The organism is Cupriavidus sp. GW823-FHT07B10 (genome assembly GCF_058794355.1).
This window is the reverse complement of the sequence record NZ_JBXAGS010000001.1, coordinates 559,564-573,387: the sequence shown is the minus strand read 5'-3', so window position 1 is coordinate 573,387 and position 13,824 is coordinate 559,564. Positions and strand designations below refer to the sequence as shown.

The window sequence follows — 13,824 nt, the reverse complement described above, 5'->3', positions numbered from 1 at the left end:
GGTGTCTCTGTATTTTTCTGTCGGCGCTCAATACCCCACCCTGACAATCTTCAGGGTGTTGGTACCGCCCGGCTGCCCCATCGGTTCGCCGATGGTCAGCACGATGAAATCGCCACGCTGCACCACGCCCTGCGCCAGCAGCAGCTCTTCGGCCTGCTCGAGCGCGGTGTCGCGGTCGGCGCTGGACTGCAGCGGCAGCGGCACCACGTTGCGGTACAGCTGCATCTTGCGCTGCGAGGCCAGGTTGGGCGTCATCGCATAGATCGGCACATGGATGCGGTGACGGCTCATCCACAATGCGGTGGCGCCGGAATCGGTCAGCGCGGCAATCGCCTTCACCTGCAAATGATAGGCCGTGAACAGCGCACCCATCGCCACCGACTGGTCGATGCGCGAGAAGGTCTGGTTCAGGAAATCGGTGTCGAGCTGCACCACCTCGGACTTCTCGGCTTCGATGCAGACCGCGGCCATGGCCTCGACCGTCTCCACGGGGTAGCGGCCGGCGGCGGTTTCAGCCGACAGCATCACCGCGTCGGTGCCGTCCAGCACGGCGTTGGCCACGTCCGAGACCTCGGCGCGCGTGGGCACCGGGTTGACGATCATGCTCTCCATCATCTGGGTGGCGGTGATGGTCAGCTTGTTGGCCTCGCGCGCCAGCTTGATCATGCGCTTCTGCAGCGCCGGCACGGCGGCATTGCCCACTTCCACGGCCAGGTCGCCGCGCGCCACCATGATGCCGTCGGACGCCTGCAGGATCTCTTCCAGCACGCCCGGGCGGATCGCCTCGGCACGCTCGATCTTGGCGATCATGCGGGCCTTGTGGCCGTGCGGCTGGCCGGCCACGGCGGTCAGCTGGCGCGCCATTTCCATGTCGGTGGCATTCTTGGGGAAGCTGACGGCGACGTAGTCCGCGCCCAGGGCCATGGCGGTCTTGATGTCGTCCATGTCCTTGGCGGTCAGCGCCGGCGCCGACAGCCCGCCGCCCTGGCGGTTGATGCCCTTGTTGTTGGACAGCTCGCCGCCCACGCGCACGGTGGTGAAGATCTCGCTGCCGAACACACGGTCCACCACCAGCACGATCAGGCCGTCGTTGAGCAGCAGCAGGTCGCCCGGGCCGACGTCGCGCGGCAGGTCCTGGTAGTCCAGGCCAGCGCGCTGCTCGTTGCCGAGCTGGCAGCTCGAATCCAGGATGAACGGATCGCCCACCTTGAGCGTGATCTTGCCGTGCTCGAACTTGCCGACGCGGATCTTGGGGCCCTGCAGGTCGGCCATGATGGCGACCTCGCGCCCGCATGCCTGCGCGGCTTCGCGCACCAGGCGGGCGCGGTCGAGATGGTCCTGGGCGGTGCCGTGCGAAAAATTCAGCCGCACCACGTCGACCCCCGCCGCGATCATGCGGGTCAGGATTTCCAGCGAGCTGGAGGCGGGGCCGATGGTGGCGACGATCTTGGTGGAACGAGTCATGCGCGGAATTCCTGGTTCAGGGCCCCGGCAATACCGCCGGGCCCGGCGGATGCGTCAGCCTGCGGCGCGCTGCTCCAGCACTTCGAATGCGGGCAGCTTCTTGCCTTCCAGGAATTCCAGGAACGCGCCGCCGCCGGTGGAGATATAGCCCACGCGATCGGCAATGCCGTACTTGGCAATGGCCGCCAGCGTGTCGCCGCCGCCGGCGATCGAGAACGCCTTCGATTCGGCGATGGCCTGGGCCAGCACCTTGGTGCCGTTGCCGAACTGGTCGAACTCGAACACGCCCACCGGGCCGTTCCAGACGATGGTGCCGGCAGCCTTGAGCTGCTCGGCCAGCATCGCGGCGGTCCTGGGGCCGATGTCCAGGATCATGTCGTCGTCGGCCACGTCCTTGACGTCCTTGACGGTGGCCGCGGCAGTGGCGCTGAATTCCTTGGCGCACACCACGTCGACCGGGATCGGCACCGAGGCGCCCCGCCTGGCCATGATGTCGATGATGGTTTTGGCGTCGCCGACCAGGTCGGCTTCGGCCAGTGACTTGCCGATCTTCAGGCCGGCGGCCAGCATGAAGGTATTGGCGATGCCGCCGCCGACGATCAGGTTGTCGACCTTGTCGGCCAGCGACTTCAGGATGGTCAGCTTGGTCGAGACCTTGGAGCCGGCCACGATCGCCACCAGCGGGCGCGCCGGCTGGCCCAGCGCCTTGCCCAGCGCGTCGATCTCGGCGGCCAGCAGCGGGCCGGCGCAGGCGATCGGGGCGTACTTGGCGATGCCATGCGTGGTGGCTTCGGCACGGTGGGCGGTGCCGAAGGCATCATTCACGTAGACGTCACACAGCTTGGCCATCTTCCGGGCCAGTTCGTCGCTGTTCTTCTTTTCGCCCTTGTTCACGCGGCAGTTTTCCAGCAGCACCACCTGGCCCGGCGCCACCTCGACGCCGTCGACCCAGTTCTGCACCAGCTTGACCGGCTTGCCCAGCAGCTCGGACAGGCGCGTGGCGATCGGCGCCAGCGAGTCCTCGGGCTTGAACTCGCCCTCGGTCGGGCGGCCCAGGTGGGAGGTGACCATCACCGCTGCGCCGCCAGCCAGGCAGGCCTCGATGGCCGGCACCGAGGCGCGGATGCGGGTGTCCTCGGTGATGTTGCCGGCGTCATCCTGCGGCACGTTCAGGTCGGCGCGGATAAACACCCGCTTGCCGGAGATTTTGCCTTGGGAAATCAGGTCGGAAAGACGCAGGACAGAGGTCATGGCGATGGATGGCGCGAGATTTCGCTGGAATTCGGGGAAACGGGCATTTTACCTGATCGTGGTCAACGCTTTGCCGATTCCGGACCGTTACGCACTTAGCATGCGGCCCTTGCGGCACATTCAGGGCAACCCCACAGGGTGCTAGTGACATACCTCCCCACGAAAGAAGGGTCAGCTCCATGCCCCTCTTGACCCCCGAGTGCGGTAATGTATGCAACGTCTGCTATAACAGACACGCAAAAAGCGCCAGAGCCGGTCTTGAAACGGCCATGACAACAGGCGGCCAAAATAACAAGCAGCCAAAAAGAATGCAGCCGGTGTGCGATCAGACGCAGCGCCGGCGCCGCGCATTTCCTTGTCGCGAATGCAGGGGGTGAGTCAGATGAAAGAAGCCGACATGCACGGAGCGATCCGTGGCTTGTACGAGGGCATTCTCGATCCCGGTGCCTGGCAGCAGAGCCTGCGCACCCTGACGGAACTGGCGGACACGGCACATGCCTCGATGATGGTCTGGGACACCGTCCGCGACCAGGTCACCGTCAATGAGATCGTCAATCCGGTGGTGGAACTGTTTACCGAGTACGAATCGGACTACCAGGCCATCGATCCGGCCAAGCAGTTCGCGCCGCGCCTTCGGCCGGGCGACTGGTATATCGACGCGCGCGAACTGGGCGAAGGCACCATGGCCCGCCATCCGTTCTACCGCGACTTCTTCCACCGCTACGACCTGCGCTCCTACGTGGCCTGCCTGGTCGAGCGCCAGCCCCACTACGAAGTCTATTTCTCGATGCAGCGCGCGCGCACGCAGCCGCTGTTCTCGCCCGACGACACCCGCGGCATGGACTGGATCATCCCGCATATGCGCAGCGCCATGGCCATGCGCGACCGCACGCTGGGGCTGACGGTGCTGGCGCGGCTGTCGACGCAGCTGGTGGAGCGGCTCAATTTTGCCCTGCTGGTGTTCTCGCCGCAGCGCCAGGTGCTGCTGAGCAACCGCGCCGGCGAGCGCTGGGCGCGGCGCCTGGACCCGGCCGGCAAGGTGTCGGACTGGAACCTGTCGCGCCCGTTCGCCGACATGGTCCAGGCCGCCTGCGACCCGCAGCGCGCGGTCGCCGCGCAGGCCGCCCGCGCCACCGACGGCAACGGCGCCTGCGCGCAGGTGATCGTGCTGCCGCTGCCGCCCTCGCACGCCTTTGCCGCGCCATGGCAGGAACCGGCGGCGCTGGTGATCGTGCATGAGCAGGACAGCGCGCCGCTGTTGCTGGCGCCGGTGCTGCGCGACCTGTACGGACTGACCCCGGCGGAGACCCGGCTGACCACCCAGCTCGCCACCGGACAGGGCCTGCCCGAAGCCAGCCAGCAGCTGAACATCCGCCACGAAACCGCGCGCACCCAGCTCAAGGCCATATTCCACAAGACCGGCTGCAACAGCCAGGCCCAGCTGACGCATCTGCTCTCGCGCCTGGGCGCGGCGCTGGACGAGGCCTGAACACCACGCGCCCGGCAGCGGGCCGGCGCCGCGCCCGCGGCCCGCCCGTTGCCCCGCGAAGAAAGTGCTAAAAATAAAAGAAGTAAAAAGAAGGGAAGCCATGAGCGACACACAGATGCACGACACCATTCGCGCGCTGTACGAGGGGATCTTCGATGCCGATGCCTGGCAGCGCAGCCTGGGCGCGCTGTGCCAGGCCAGCGGCAGCACGCATGCCCATCTGCTGGTGCTCGACACGGTCAACGAGCGCGTGCTGGTGAACCAGGAGGTCAACCCCATGCCGGAGGCAGTGGCCGCCTACAGCGAACAGTACGTTGCCATCGACCCGGCCCTGCCGTTCGCCAGGCGCATGTCGGTGGGCAACTGGTATATCGATTCACGCGAGCTGGGCGCGCAGGCGATGCGCAAGTCGCCCTTCTACGGCGAGTTCCTGCGGCAATTCGAACAGTCGTCGGTGATGGCCTGCCTGATCGAGCGCCAGCCGCACTACGACGTGTTCCTGTCGCTGCAGCGCCCGCAGGGCCACGACCACTATTCGCCCGAAGACGCGCGCGCGCTCGACTGGGCCATCCCGCACATGCGCCATGCGATGGCGCTGCGCGACCGCACCCACCAGGTGTCGACACTGGCGCATGCGTCGGCGCAACTGATGGAGCGGCTGCCGTTCGGCGTGATCGTGTTCCGCGACGACGGCAAGCCGCTGCTGGCCAACAGCATTGGCGAGACCTGGGTGCGCCGGCTGCTGCCGGCGGTGTCGGTCGAAACCCGCGCCGTGGCGCCGCCCCCCATAGCCGTGCGCGAGGAAGCCGACTGGCAGCTGTCGCGCCCGTTTGCCGAGGCGCTGCGGGCGGCATGCAACCCCGCCAACCCGCAGCCGGCGCAGGCGCTGCGTGCGGCCGACAGCGCCGGCCGCCAGGCCCAGGTCGTGCTGCTGCCGCTGCCGCCTGCACACCATCTGGCGATGGACTGGCAGCGCCCCAGCGTGCTGGTGGCGATCCACGAGCCCGGCACCGCGCCGATGACGCTGCCAGCCGTTTTGCGCGACCTCTACGGCCTCACGCCGGCCGAGACCCGGCTGGCACTGCAGCTGTCATCGGGCATCGGCCTGCCCGAGGCGTGCGAGCTGATCGGCATCCGGCGCGAGACCGGGCGCACGCAACTCAAGGCGATCTTCACCAAGACCGGGACGGGCACGCAGGCGCAACTGGCGCACCTGCTCACGCGGCTGGGGGTACGGACCTGACCGAGGCCGGCGCGCGTCAGTCGATCGACGCGCCCACGGTCTTGACCACCCCCGCCCACTTCTGCCGATCCCCCTTCACCGTAGCCTTGAACTGATCCACGGTCTCGACCCGCGGCGTGTTGCCGGCATCGATCAGCTTCTGGCGGATCGCCGGCGTTTCCAGCGCCACCTTCACCGCATCGTTGACCTTGCGCGCGATCTTCGGATCCAGCCCCTTGGGCCCGAAGAAGCCGAACCAGATGGTGCTGTTGAAGCCGGGCAGGCCGCTCTCGGCAATGGTCGGCACGTCGGGAATCACTTGCACGCGCTGCTTGGTGGTCACGCCCAGCAGGCGCACCTTGCCGGCGCGGTACTGCGGCAGCACGCTCTGCACCTGGTTGAAGATGCAGCAGACCTCGCCCTTCACCACCGCCTGCAGCGCGTCGGGGCCGCCCTTGTAGGGCACGTGGACCATGTCCAGGCCGGCGCGCGCATTGAACTCGGCAAAGGCCAGGTGCGTGCCGGTGCCGTTGCCGGTGGAGGCAAAGTTGTACTTGCCCGGGTTGGCCTTGACCTTCTCGATAAACTCCTTGACCGACTTCACGTCCAGCACCGCCGGGTTGACGGTCAGCACGTTGGAGACCTCGACCAGCGGCGCGATCGGGGTGAAATCGGCCTCGGCGTCGAACGGCAGGTTCTTGTACAGCGCCGGGTTGATGCCGTGCGTGGCGGCGGTGCCCAGCAGCAGCGTGTAGCCATCCGGCCTGGCATGCGCCACCACCTCGGAGGCGACGTTGCCGCCGGCGCCCGGCCGGTAGTCGTAGATGATGGTGGTCTTCAGCGACTTCTGCAGCGACTCCTGCAGCGTGCGGCCGACGATGTCGACGCCGGAGCCGGCAGTAAAGCCCATCAGGATCGTCACCGGCTGCGTCGGCCACTCCCCTTGCGCGCGGGCGGGCGAGCTGACCGTGCTGATGGCAGCGGCGGCGCACAGCGCGGCCAGGCCGGTAGCGGAACGGAAGGACAAGCGCGGAAGCAGGCGGGACGAAGTAGGCATGGGGGGCACCGTCGGTAAGTATCAGCAAGATAAGACCCGGCGCGGCGGGTCGGCACAATGATGACCGGGATCTGAGCCCCGGGCCAGCGCCACACGATAGCAAGGTTCCTGCCAAAACCAAACGACCGTGTTCGCTTGAGGGTATTCGATCGGGGCATATGTACGCCTCCTCGGCATCGCCTCAGCGCCGCAGCAACCCCACCAGCTCGTCCACGTCCGGCAGCGGCGCGCCGGTTCCCGCGGCGCTGTCGTCGTCGGCCTCCAGCAGCCCGTCGGCCAGCGCGCGCTTGTCGCGGTGCAGGTCGACGATGCGCTCCTCGATGGTGCCGGCATTGATCAGCCGGTACACCGTCACCGGGCGCTGCTGGCCGATGCGGTGCGCGCGGCCCATGGCCTGGTCTTCGGCGGCGGGATTCCACCAGGGGTCGGCAATGATCACGTAGTCGGCCGCGGTCAGGTTCAGGCCGAAGCCGCCGGCCTTCAGGCTGATCAGGAAGACATCGCCCTCGCCCGCCTGGAAGGCGGCCACGCGGCGGGTGCGCTCGGCCGCGGGGGTGGCGCCGTCCAGGTACTGCGGCGCCAGCCCGGCGCGCTCCAGCCCCTGGCGCAGCAGCTGCAGGAAGTCGACAAACTGGCTGAACACCAGGGTCTTGTGGCCGCTCGCGGCAAGCTCGCTGGCCAGCTCGACAAAGGCGCGCACCTTGGCGCCTTCGGACAGCTGGCCGCTGAGTTCCGGCGTGACCAGGCGCGGGTCGCACGCGGCGCGCCGCAGCCGCATCAGCTGCGCCAGCACGTGGATGCGCGCCTGGGCCTGGTGCTGGGCCTGCGCCAGGGCGCGCGCACGGGCCCCGGCAGGCGCGCCTTTGGTGGCCTTGCGTGCCGCTTCCACGCGCGCCAGCGCGGCCTCGGCCTCGGTCTGGGCCTGGCGGCGCAGGGCCTCGTAGTGCGCGGCTTCGACCGGCTCGGGCTCGACCCGAATCACCAGCTCCGTGCGCGGCGGCAGTTCGTCCAGCACCTGCGTCTTGGTCCGGCGCAGCACGAACGGCGCGATCATGCGGCGCAGCCGCTGGCGCGCCTCGCGCATGCCGCCGCGCTCGATCGGGTTGGCAAAGTGTTCGTTGAAGCGGGCCAGCGAGCCCAGCAAGCCCGGATTGCAGAACCGCATCACCGACCACAGCTCGGCCAGCCGGTTCTCCACGGGCGTGCCGGTCAGCGCCATGCGGAAGCCCGACGGCAGCGCGAACATGGCCTGCGCCCGCCGCGTGACCGCGTTCTTGAAGGCCTGCGCCTCGTCCGCGACCACGGTATGCCATTCGCGCGCGCAGAACGCCTTGCTGGCCTGCTGCAGCAGCGTGTACGAGATGATCACCAGGTCATGCGGCCCGGCCTGCGCCAGCAGCGTCTCACGATCGCCCTCGGCATAGACATGGACGTTGAGCGTGGGCGCAAAGCGCCGCGCCTCGGCCGCCCAGTTGCCGCACACCGAAGTCGGCGCGATCACCAGCGCGGCGCCGCCGCCGGCGCGCGCCACCAGCACCGCCAGCGCCTGCAGGGTCTTGCCCAGGCCCATGTCGTCGGCCAGGCAGGCGCCCAGGCCCGAGGCCGCCAGCGTCATGGCCCAGCGGTAGCCAGCCTCCTGGTAGGGCCGCAGCTCAGCCGCCAGCGTGGCAGGCAGCGCGATGTCAGCCTCGCGCGCGGCGCGCAGCCGGGCGATGCGCTGGCGGAAATGCGCATCGGGATCGACGCCGGCGCCGGCCAGCACGTCATCCAGCCACGGCGTGGCCATCTGCGGGACGCGAATGCCGTCGGGCACATGCTCACCGACGCCGGCGAGGTCGCGCAGCCGGCCGCGCAGCGTGCGCGTCAGCGCCACGTAGACGCCCTGCCCCATCGGCACGAAGCGCCCGGCGTGGCTGCCGGTCCAGTCGATCAGCTTGCCCAGCTCCAGCACCAGCCCCTCGGCCACGCGCAGCTCGCCGGCCAGCCGGTACCACGCGCCGCGGCTCTCGATCTGCACGCCCAGCTGCCGCAGGTCGGCCGGCAGCACGCGAATCTCCTTGCCGCGCGGCCATTCCACGGCCTGCACGGCGGGCAGTCCGGGCAGCGCCTCGACCACGGCGAGCGCGTCCTCCGGATCGTCCAGCATCCAGGTGTATTCGCCGCCCGGCGGCGCCAGCGCCACCAGCTGCGGCAATGCCGCGAAGACCTCGGCCACGCTGGCCAGCTCGGCATCCAGGTCGCGTTGCGTGGCCAGGGTCTCGCCGCGCACCGCCGCCATCAGGCGCTCGCGTCCGGCGCCGGGCGCGAGCCGCGGCCCGAGCGGCCCCAGCGGCGTCACCACCAGCCGCAGCGAAATGCCGCGCCCCGCCAGCCCGCCCAACGGTGCCACCTCGGCGCGCAGGCGCGCGTCAGCCTCCACCGCGCGCGATCCGCCCGCCTGGTCGGCCTGGACCTGGAACTGGCCGGCCAGCGCGCGCAAGGTCTGGTCGAGCTGGGCGTGGCCGTCCTCCGGGATCGCCAGGCCATCGCCGATCAGCCGGGCAGCCTCGAACTGCGCCGGCGTAAAGCGGATCAGCCGCAGCCGGTGCGGGCCGTCGCGCACCACCGTGAGCTGGCGCAGGGCCTCGGCCTCCTGGCGCGCGGCGGCCGGCAGCAAGGCTTCCATCGCCGGCGCCTCGCGCACCGGCGGGAACATGCGCAGCACGTAGCGGCCGGCGCTGCGCACCGCTTCCAGCGCGGGCGCGTCCTCCACCACCTCCAGCGTCTGCGACGGCGCATGCGCCAGCACCACGCCCGGGTGCCCCACCAGCGCCATCGCCGCGGCGGCGCGGTCGAGCACGTAGCGCCGGTTGTGCGACTGGTCGCGGCGGATGGCGCGGGCCACGCGGGCGTCCCACGGCTCCAGCCGGTCGTCCTCGGCCACGCGCGCCAGCGGCACCGGCCTGGGCTTGCCCCAGCCGCGCGCGCCGCGCACCTGCTCGAGCGGCTCGATCGTGCCGGGCGCGCCGTCGGCATCCAGCGTCAGCGCCCACAGCAGGCGCCTGCCGCCTTCGCCCCCGGCGGCAGGCTCGCTGCCGGCGAGCGCGCGCAGCGCCTCCAGCGCCTGCTGCCAGCCGGCCTGCGGCGCGGACGCGCCGCCGGGGTCGGAAGCCCTGTCAGGCGGGACATCGGGTCCGGGATGTGGGGTCAAAGGCACGGCGAGTGTGGGAATCAAGGCCGCCAGCGCGGCGGCACGGTGCGCGGAACAGGGCAAGAATGCCCGAAAAAGAGAATTCTAGACCGCAGCGGCGCCCGCACCGCGTTGTGACCCATGCCCCCCGGGCTTACAATATCGTTTTTGCTATTTCCACGGCGCAGGGAGAACAGACATGTCGATGGCGGATCGCGACGGCAAGATTTGGATGGACGGCAAGCTGATCGAATGGCGCGACGCCAAGATCCACGTGCTGACGCATACGCTGCACTATGGCATGGGCGTGTTCGAGGGCGTACGCGCCTACAAGACCCCCGAAGGCACCGCCATCTTCCGCCTGAAGGAGCACACCCGCCGCCTGTTCAATTCGGCCAAGATCTTCCAGATGGTCATGCCCTTCGACGAGGCCACGCTGGAAGCGGCGCAGCGAGAAGTGGTGCGCGCCAACAAGCTGGAATCCTGCTACATCCGCCCGATCGTGTGGGTCGGCGACGAGAAACTGGGCGTCTCGGCCAAGGGCAACACCATCCACGTGGCAATCGCGGCCTGGCCGTGGGGCGCCTACCTGGGCGAGGAAGGCATGGAGCGCGGCATCCGCGTGAAGACCTCGTCGTTCACGCGCCACCACGTCAACGTGTCGCTGGTGCGCGCCAAGGCGAGCGGCTACTACATCAACTCGATCCTGGCCAACCAGGAAGCCACCGGCCTGGGCTACGACGAAGCGCTGCTGCTCGACACCGAGGGCTATGTCAGCGAAGGCTCGGGCGAGAACGTCTTCATCGTGCGCAACGGCGTGATCTACACCCCGGACCTGGCCTCGTGCCTGGACGGCATCACCCGCGACGCCACCCTGACCATCGCGCGCGACCTGGGCATCGAGGTGCGTGAAAAGCGCATCACCCGCGACGAGATGTACTGCGCCGACGAAGCCTTCTTCACCGGCACCGCCGCCGAAGTCACGCCGATCCGCGAACTGGACGACCGCGTCATCGGCGAAGGCCGCCGCGGCCCGGTGACCAAGCAGATCCAGGACGCGTTCTTTGCCGCCGTGGGCGGCACCAACGAAAAGTACAAGAAGTGGCTGACGCTGGTCTGAGCACCGGCTGCCAGCCCCTGTTGCGCGCGCCCGGCACTGCCGGGCGAGGCACACCCTCTGTTTTCATCGAACAATAAGCATCACTCCCTGCAACACCATGACGCAAACCGCCACCATCATCGAAATCGGCGCTGAAGACATTCCGCTGCATTGCCCGACCGCCAACACCCCGGCATGGAACTACCATCCGCGCGTGTTCCTCGACGTGGCAGACACCGGCGAAGCCAAGTGCCCGTACTGCGGCACCGTCTACAAGCTCAAGCCGGGCACCGTGCTGAAGGGCCACCACTGACCCGAGCCGCCCGCATTCGCACGATCCTGACGCTCCGGGCCGCTTGCAGGCGCCCCGGAGCGTCGGCATTGCCGGCGTCCGCGCCGACGCTCCCGTGCCGGCTCCAAGCGCCCCGCCCATGAAGAAAGCCCTCGTCATCGCCCCCAACTGGATCGGCGACGCCCTGATGGCGCAGCCGCTCTTTGCGCTGCTCAAGGCGCGCCATCCGCGCCTGGTTATCGACGCACTCGCGCCCAAGTGGGTCGCGCCCGTGCTCGCGCGCATGCCGGAGATCGGCCGCGTGTTCCCGTCCGACCTCGCGCACGGCAAGCTGCAGCTGTCGGCACGGCTGATGTTCGCGCAGCAGCTCAAGAACGAAGGCTATGACCTCGCCTACGTGCTGCCGAACTCGCTCAAGTCGGCACTGGTCCCCTGGCTGGCCGGCATCCCGCTGCGCATCGGCTACCGCGGCGAAGCCCGCTTCGGCCTGCTCAACGTGCGCCACGCCAACCCGCCGCGCGACAAGCGCCCGCCGATGGTGGAGCACTACGCCCGCCTGGCGCTCAAGCCCGGCGCGCGCCTGCCCGAAGACCTGCCCGAGCCGCGCCTGCGCGTCGACCCGACGCGCATGGCGGCCACCGCCGAGCGCTTTGGCATCGCCCCGCACACGCGCGTGATCGCGTTCTGCCCGGGTGCCGAGTTCGGCCCGGCCAAGCGCTGGCCGGCCGGGCATTTCGCCAGGCTCGCGCAGATGCTGCGGCGTTCCTACCCGTATGCGCAGATGATCACGCTGGGCTCGGCCAAGGACGCCGAGATCGCCGCCGAGATCGTCAGCGAGGCCCCGTTCGTGCGCAACCTGTGCGGCCAGACCTCGCTGGATGACGCCGTGGACCTGCTGGCGCTCTCCGAAGCCGCAGTCTGCAACGACTCCGGCCTGATGCACGTCACCGCGGCGCTGAACCGGCCCCAGGTGGCGGTGTTCGGCTCGAGCGACCCGCGCCACACGCCGCCGTTGTCACAGGCAGCGAGTATCATGTGGCTGCAACTGGAGTGCAGTCCCTGCTTCAAGCGCGAGTGCCCGCTGGGCCACCTGCGCTGCCTGAAAGAGATCGAACCTGAAATGGTGTTCGTCGAGCTGCGCAAGCTGCTGCACCGGCCCTGACCTCACTGCCCTCGCCACTTCTACTGCCACCATGCCTCGCTTTGCCCGCCTGTTCGATTCCGCCGAAGACATCGTCGAAGCCTTTCGCGAAGCGCTGAAGCTGCGCGACGCAGACGGCGCGCTGCGCCTGTGGCTGGACGAAGACTCGATCACCTGCGTGCTGCCCGACGGCCAGCGCCTGATCGGCCACGAACAGCTGCGCCAGGCCTTCCTGCAACTGCTGGAAGAACAGCCGGTGCTGGTCGATGCAATCGAGACCAGCAGCCATGCGTCGATGGCCGTGTCGATCTTCGACGTGACCGAGGCGCTGCGCTTCGGCGGCGACCGCGTCGAGGCCGACCTGTACGTGCACACCACCTATGTACTGATGCAGAACCACGAAGGCTGGCGCCTGGCGCATATCCACTGCAGCCCGGCCAACGCGGTGCAGGTTGCCGCCGTGGCCGCCGCGCCGGGGCAGGCGCTGCACTGAACCCGCATGGCCGCCGCGCCGCGGCCTGCTGCAACACCACGCCGGCATGACGCAGCTTCCGCACCACCGCCTTCCCCAGGCCGTCCACGCCGCCCAGGCTGATCCCGCCACGGCGCCCGGCCATGGCTACGGCGAAGGCGTGCCGATGCCCTGGTGGCTGCGCGGCGGCCATGCCCAGACCATCATCCCCGCGCGCTTCACGCGCCGCCCGCCGCGCGTGAGCTTCCGCCGCGAGCGCTGGGATACCCCCGACCAGGACTTCATCGACCTCGACTGGACCACCCACCCGGTGCGCCCGGACACGCCGCTGGTGGTGATGTTCCACGGCCTGGAGGGCGATTCCGGCAGCCACTACGCGCAGGCGCTGATGCATGCGCTGTCCCTGCGCGGCTGGCAGGGCGTGGTCCCGCATTTCCGCGGCTGCTCGGGCGAGCTCAACCTGGCACCGCGCTTCTACCATTCGGGCGATTCGGCCGAGATCCGCTGGGTGCTGGAACGCATGCGCCAGCGCCACTGCGCCAACGGGCGCAAGCTGCTGGTGGTGGGGATCTCGCTGGGCGGCAACGCATTGCTGCGCTTCCTGGGCGAGGACGGCACCAGCGCCGGCCACGTGCATGCGGCCGCGGCGATCTCCGCGCCGCTGGATCTGGCTGCCGGCGGCGCGGCGCTGTCAGCCGGCTTCAACCTGGTCTATACGCGCATGTTCCTGCAGACGCTCAAGCGCAAGTCGCTGGCCAAGCTGGGGCAGTTCCCGGGGCTGTTCGACCGCGACACGATGCTGGCCAGCCGCGACCTGTACGCCTTCGACAACGTCGTCACCGCGCCGCTGCATGGCTTTGTCGATACCGACGACTACTGGCGCCGCGCCGCCAGCAAACCCGTGCTGCGCGACATCGCCGTGCCCACGCTGGTGCTCAATGCGCGCAACGATCCCTTCCTGCCGGCCCGGCACCTGCCCGGCCCGGCCGACGCCAGCCCCCAGGTATGGCTGGAACAGCCCGAGCACGGCGGCCATGTCGGCTTCATGACCCCGCCCGAGGGCTGGCGCCGGCACCTGCCCCTGCTGCCCGACGGGAGCTTCAGCGGCGACATCGAATGGTTGCCGGCACGGATCCTGAGATTTTTTGACGGCATGATGTGAGGCGGG

At 69.2% G+C, this 13,824-nt stretch carries 11 protein-coding genes; 7 read left to right on the top strand and 4 right to left on the bottom strand.

Going from position 1 to position 13,824, the window contains the following annotated elements; genetic code table 11:
- Positions 1–27 precede the first annotated feature (27 nt).
- Together pyk and AC1Q6V_RS02805 are read right to left on the bottom strand one after the other, a co-directional pair.
- Positions 28–1,464 carry a pyruvate kinase gene (pyk, locus tag AC1Q6V_RS02810; protein WP_010812198.1) on the bottom strand — a complete coding sequence of 479 codons (1,437 nt, stop codon included), beginning with the start codon at positions 1,462–1,464 and terminating at the stop codon, positions 28–30.
- A 54-nt stretch (positions 1,465–1,518) separates the two neighbouring features.
- Entirely contained in the window at positions 1,519–2,715 is a 1,197-nt protein-coding gene (locus AC1Q6V_RS02805) for a phosphoglycerate kinase (protein WP_011614581.1), read from the bottom strand.
- 382 nt (positions 2,716–3,097) lie between these two features.
- On the opposite strand from AC1Q6V_RS02805, the gene AC1Q6V_RS02800 reads away from it, so the two are divergent.
- Positions 3,098–4,204, top strand: a complete 1,107-nt coding sequence (locus AC1Q6V_RS02800) for a helix-turn-helix transcriptional regulator (RefSeq protein WP_439668552.1) — start codon at positions 3,098–3,100, stop codon at positions 4,202–4,204.
- 100 nt (positions 4,205–4,304) lie between these two features.
- Positions 4,305–5,447 carry a helix-turn-helix transcriptional regulator gene (locus tag AC1Q6V_RS02795; RefSeq protein ID WP_454749251.1) on the top strand — a complete coding sequence of 381 codons (1,143 nt, stop codon included), beginning with the start codon at positions 4,305–4,307 and terminating at the stop codon, positions 5,445–5,447.
- 16 nt (positions 5,448–5,463) lie between these two features.
- On the opposite strand, the gene AC1Q6V_RS02790 is transcribed toward AC1Q6V_RS02795, so the two are convergent.
- A complete protein-coding gene (locus AC1Q6V_RS02790) occupies positions 5,464–6,483 on the bottom strand; it encodes a Bug family tripartite tricarboxylate transporter substrate binding protein (protein ID WP_010812202.1) in 1,020 nt (339 codons plus the stop codon).
- Between the two features lie 181 nt (positions 6,484–6,664).
- Positions 6,665–9,679, bottom strand: a complete 3,015-nt coding sequence (locus AC1Q6V_RS02785) for an SNF2-related protein (protein ID WP_454749250.1) — start codon at positions 9,677–9,679, stop codon at positions 6,665–6,667.
- A 172-nt stretch (positions 9,680–9,851) separates the two neighbouring features.
- Here AC1Q6V_RS02785 and AC1Q6V_RS02780 point away from each other — a divergent pair, with 172 nt between their 5' ends.
- The 5 genes from AC1Q6V_RS02780 to AC1Q6V_RS02760 all read left to right on the top strand — a co-directional run bounded on the left by AC1Q6V_RS02780 (position 9,852) and on the right by AC1Q6V_RS02760 (position 13,818).
- Positions 9,852–10,772, top strand: coding sequence for a branched-chain amino acid transaminase (locus AC1Q6V_RS02780; RefSeq protein ID WP_010812204.1), 921 nt, complete (start codon positions 9,852–9,854; stop codon positions 10,770–10,772).
- Between the two features lie 97 nt (positions 10,773–10,869).
- Positions 10,870–11,064: a zinc-finger domain-containing protein gene (locus AC1Q6V_RS02775; RefSeq protein WP_010812205.1), complete on the top strand. Its 195-nt coding sequence runs from the start codon at positions 10,870–10,872 to the stop codon at positions 11,062–11,064.
- 118 nt (positions 11,065–11,182) lie between these two features.
- Entirely contained in the window at positions 11,183–12,205 is a 1,023-nt protein-coding gene (gene waaF, locus AC1Q6V_RS02770; RefSeq protein ID WP_010812206.1) for a lipopolysaccharide heptosyltransferase II, read from the top strand.
- A gap of 31 nt (positions 12,206–12,236) precedes the next feature.
- Positions 12,237–12,677 (top strand): YybH family protein, encoded by a 441-nt coding sequence (locus AC1Q6V_RS02765; protein WP_010812207.1) that lies wholly within the window; start codon positions 12,237–12,239, stop codon positions 12,675–12,677.
- 46 nt (positions 12,678–12,723) lie between these two features.
- Positions 12,724–13,818 (top strand): YheT family hydrolase, encoded by a 1,095-nt coding sequence (locus AC1Q6V_RS02760; RefSeq protein ID WP_058698378.1) that lies wholly within the window; start codon positions 12,724–12,726, stop codon positions 13,816–13,818.
- Positions 13,819–13,824 lie beyond the last annotated feature (6 nt).

Coding starts and splice junctions, on each gene's coding strand:
- pyk (WP_010812198.1), bottom strand. CDS start 1,464: ATGACTCGTTCCACCAAGATCGTCGCCACCATCGGCCCCGCCTCCAGC.
- AC1Q6V_RS02805 (WP_011614581.1), bottom strand. CDS start 2,715: ATGACCTCTGTCCTGCGTCTTTCCGACCTGATTTCCCAAGGCAAAATC.
- AC1Q6V_RS02800 (WP_439668552.1), top strand. CDS start 3,098: ATGAAAGAAGCCGACATGCACGGAGCGATCCGTGGCTTGTACGAGGGC.
- AC1Q6V_RS02795 (WP_454749251.1), top strand. CDS start 4,305: ATGAGCGACACACAGATGCACGACACCATTCGCGCGCTGTACGAGGGG.
- AC1Q6V_RS02790 (WP_010812202.1), bottom strand. CDS start 6,483: ATGCCTACTTCGTCCCGCCTGCTTCCGCGCTTGTCCTTCCGTTCCGCT.
- AC1Q6V_RS02780 (WP_010812204.1), top strand. CDS start 9,852: ATGTCGATGGCGGATCGCGACGGCAAGATTTGGATGGACGGCAAGCTG.
- AC1Q6V_RS02775 (WP_010812205.1), top strand. CDS start 10,870: ATGACGCAAACCGCCACCATCATCGAAATCGGCGCTGAAGACATTCCG.
- waaF (WP_010812206.1), top strand. CDS start 11,183: ATGAAGAAAGCCCTCGTCATCGCCCCCAACTGGATCGGCGACGCCCTG.
- AC1Q6V_RS02765 (WP_010812207.1), top strand. CDS start 12,237: ATGCCTCGCTTTGCCCGCCTGTTCGATTCCGCCGAAGACATCGTCGAA.
- AC1Q6V_RS02760 (WP_058698378.1), top strand. CDS start 12,724: ATGACGCAGCTTCCGCACCACCGCCTTCCCCAGGCCGTCCACGCCGCC.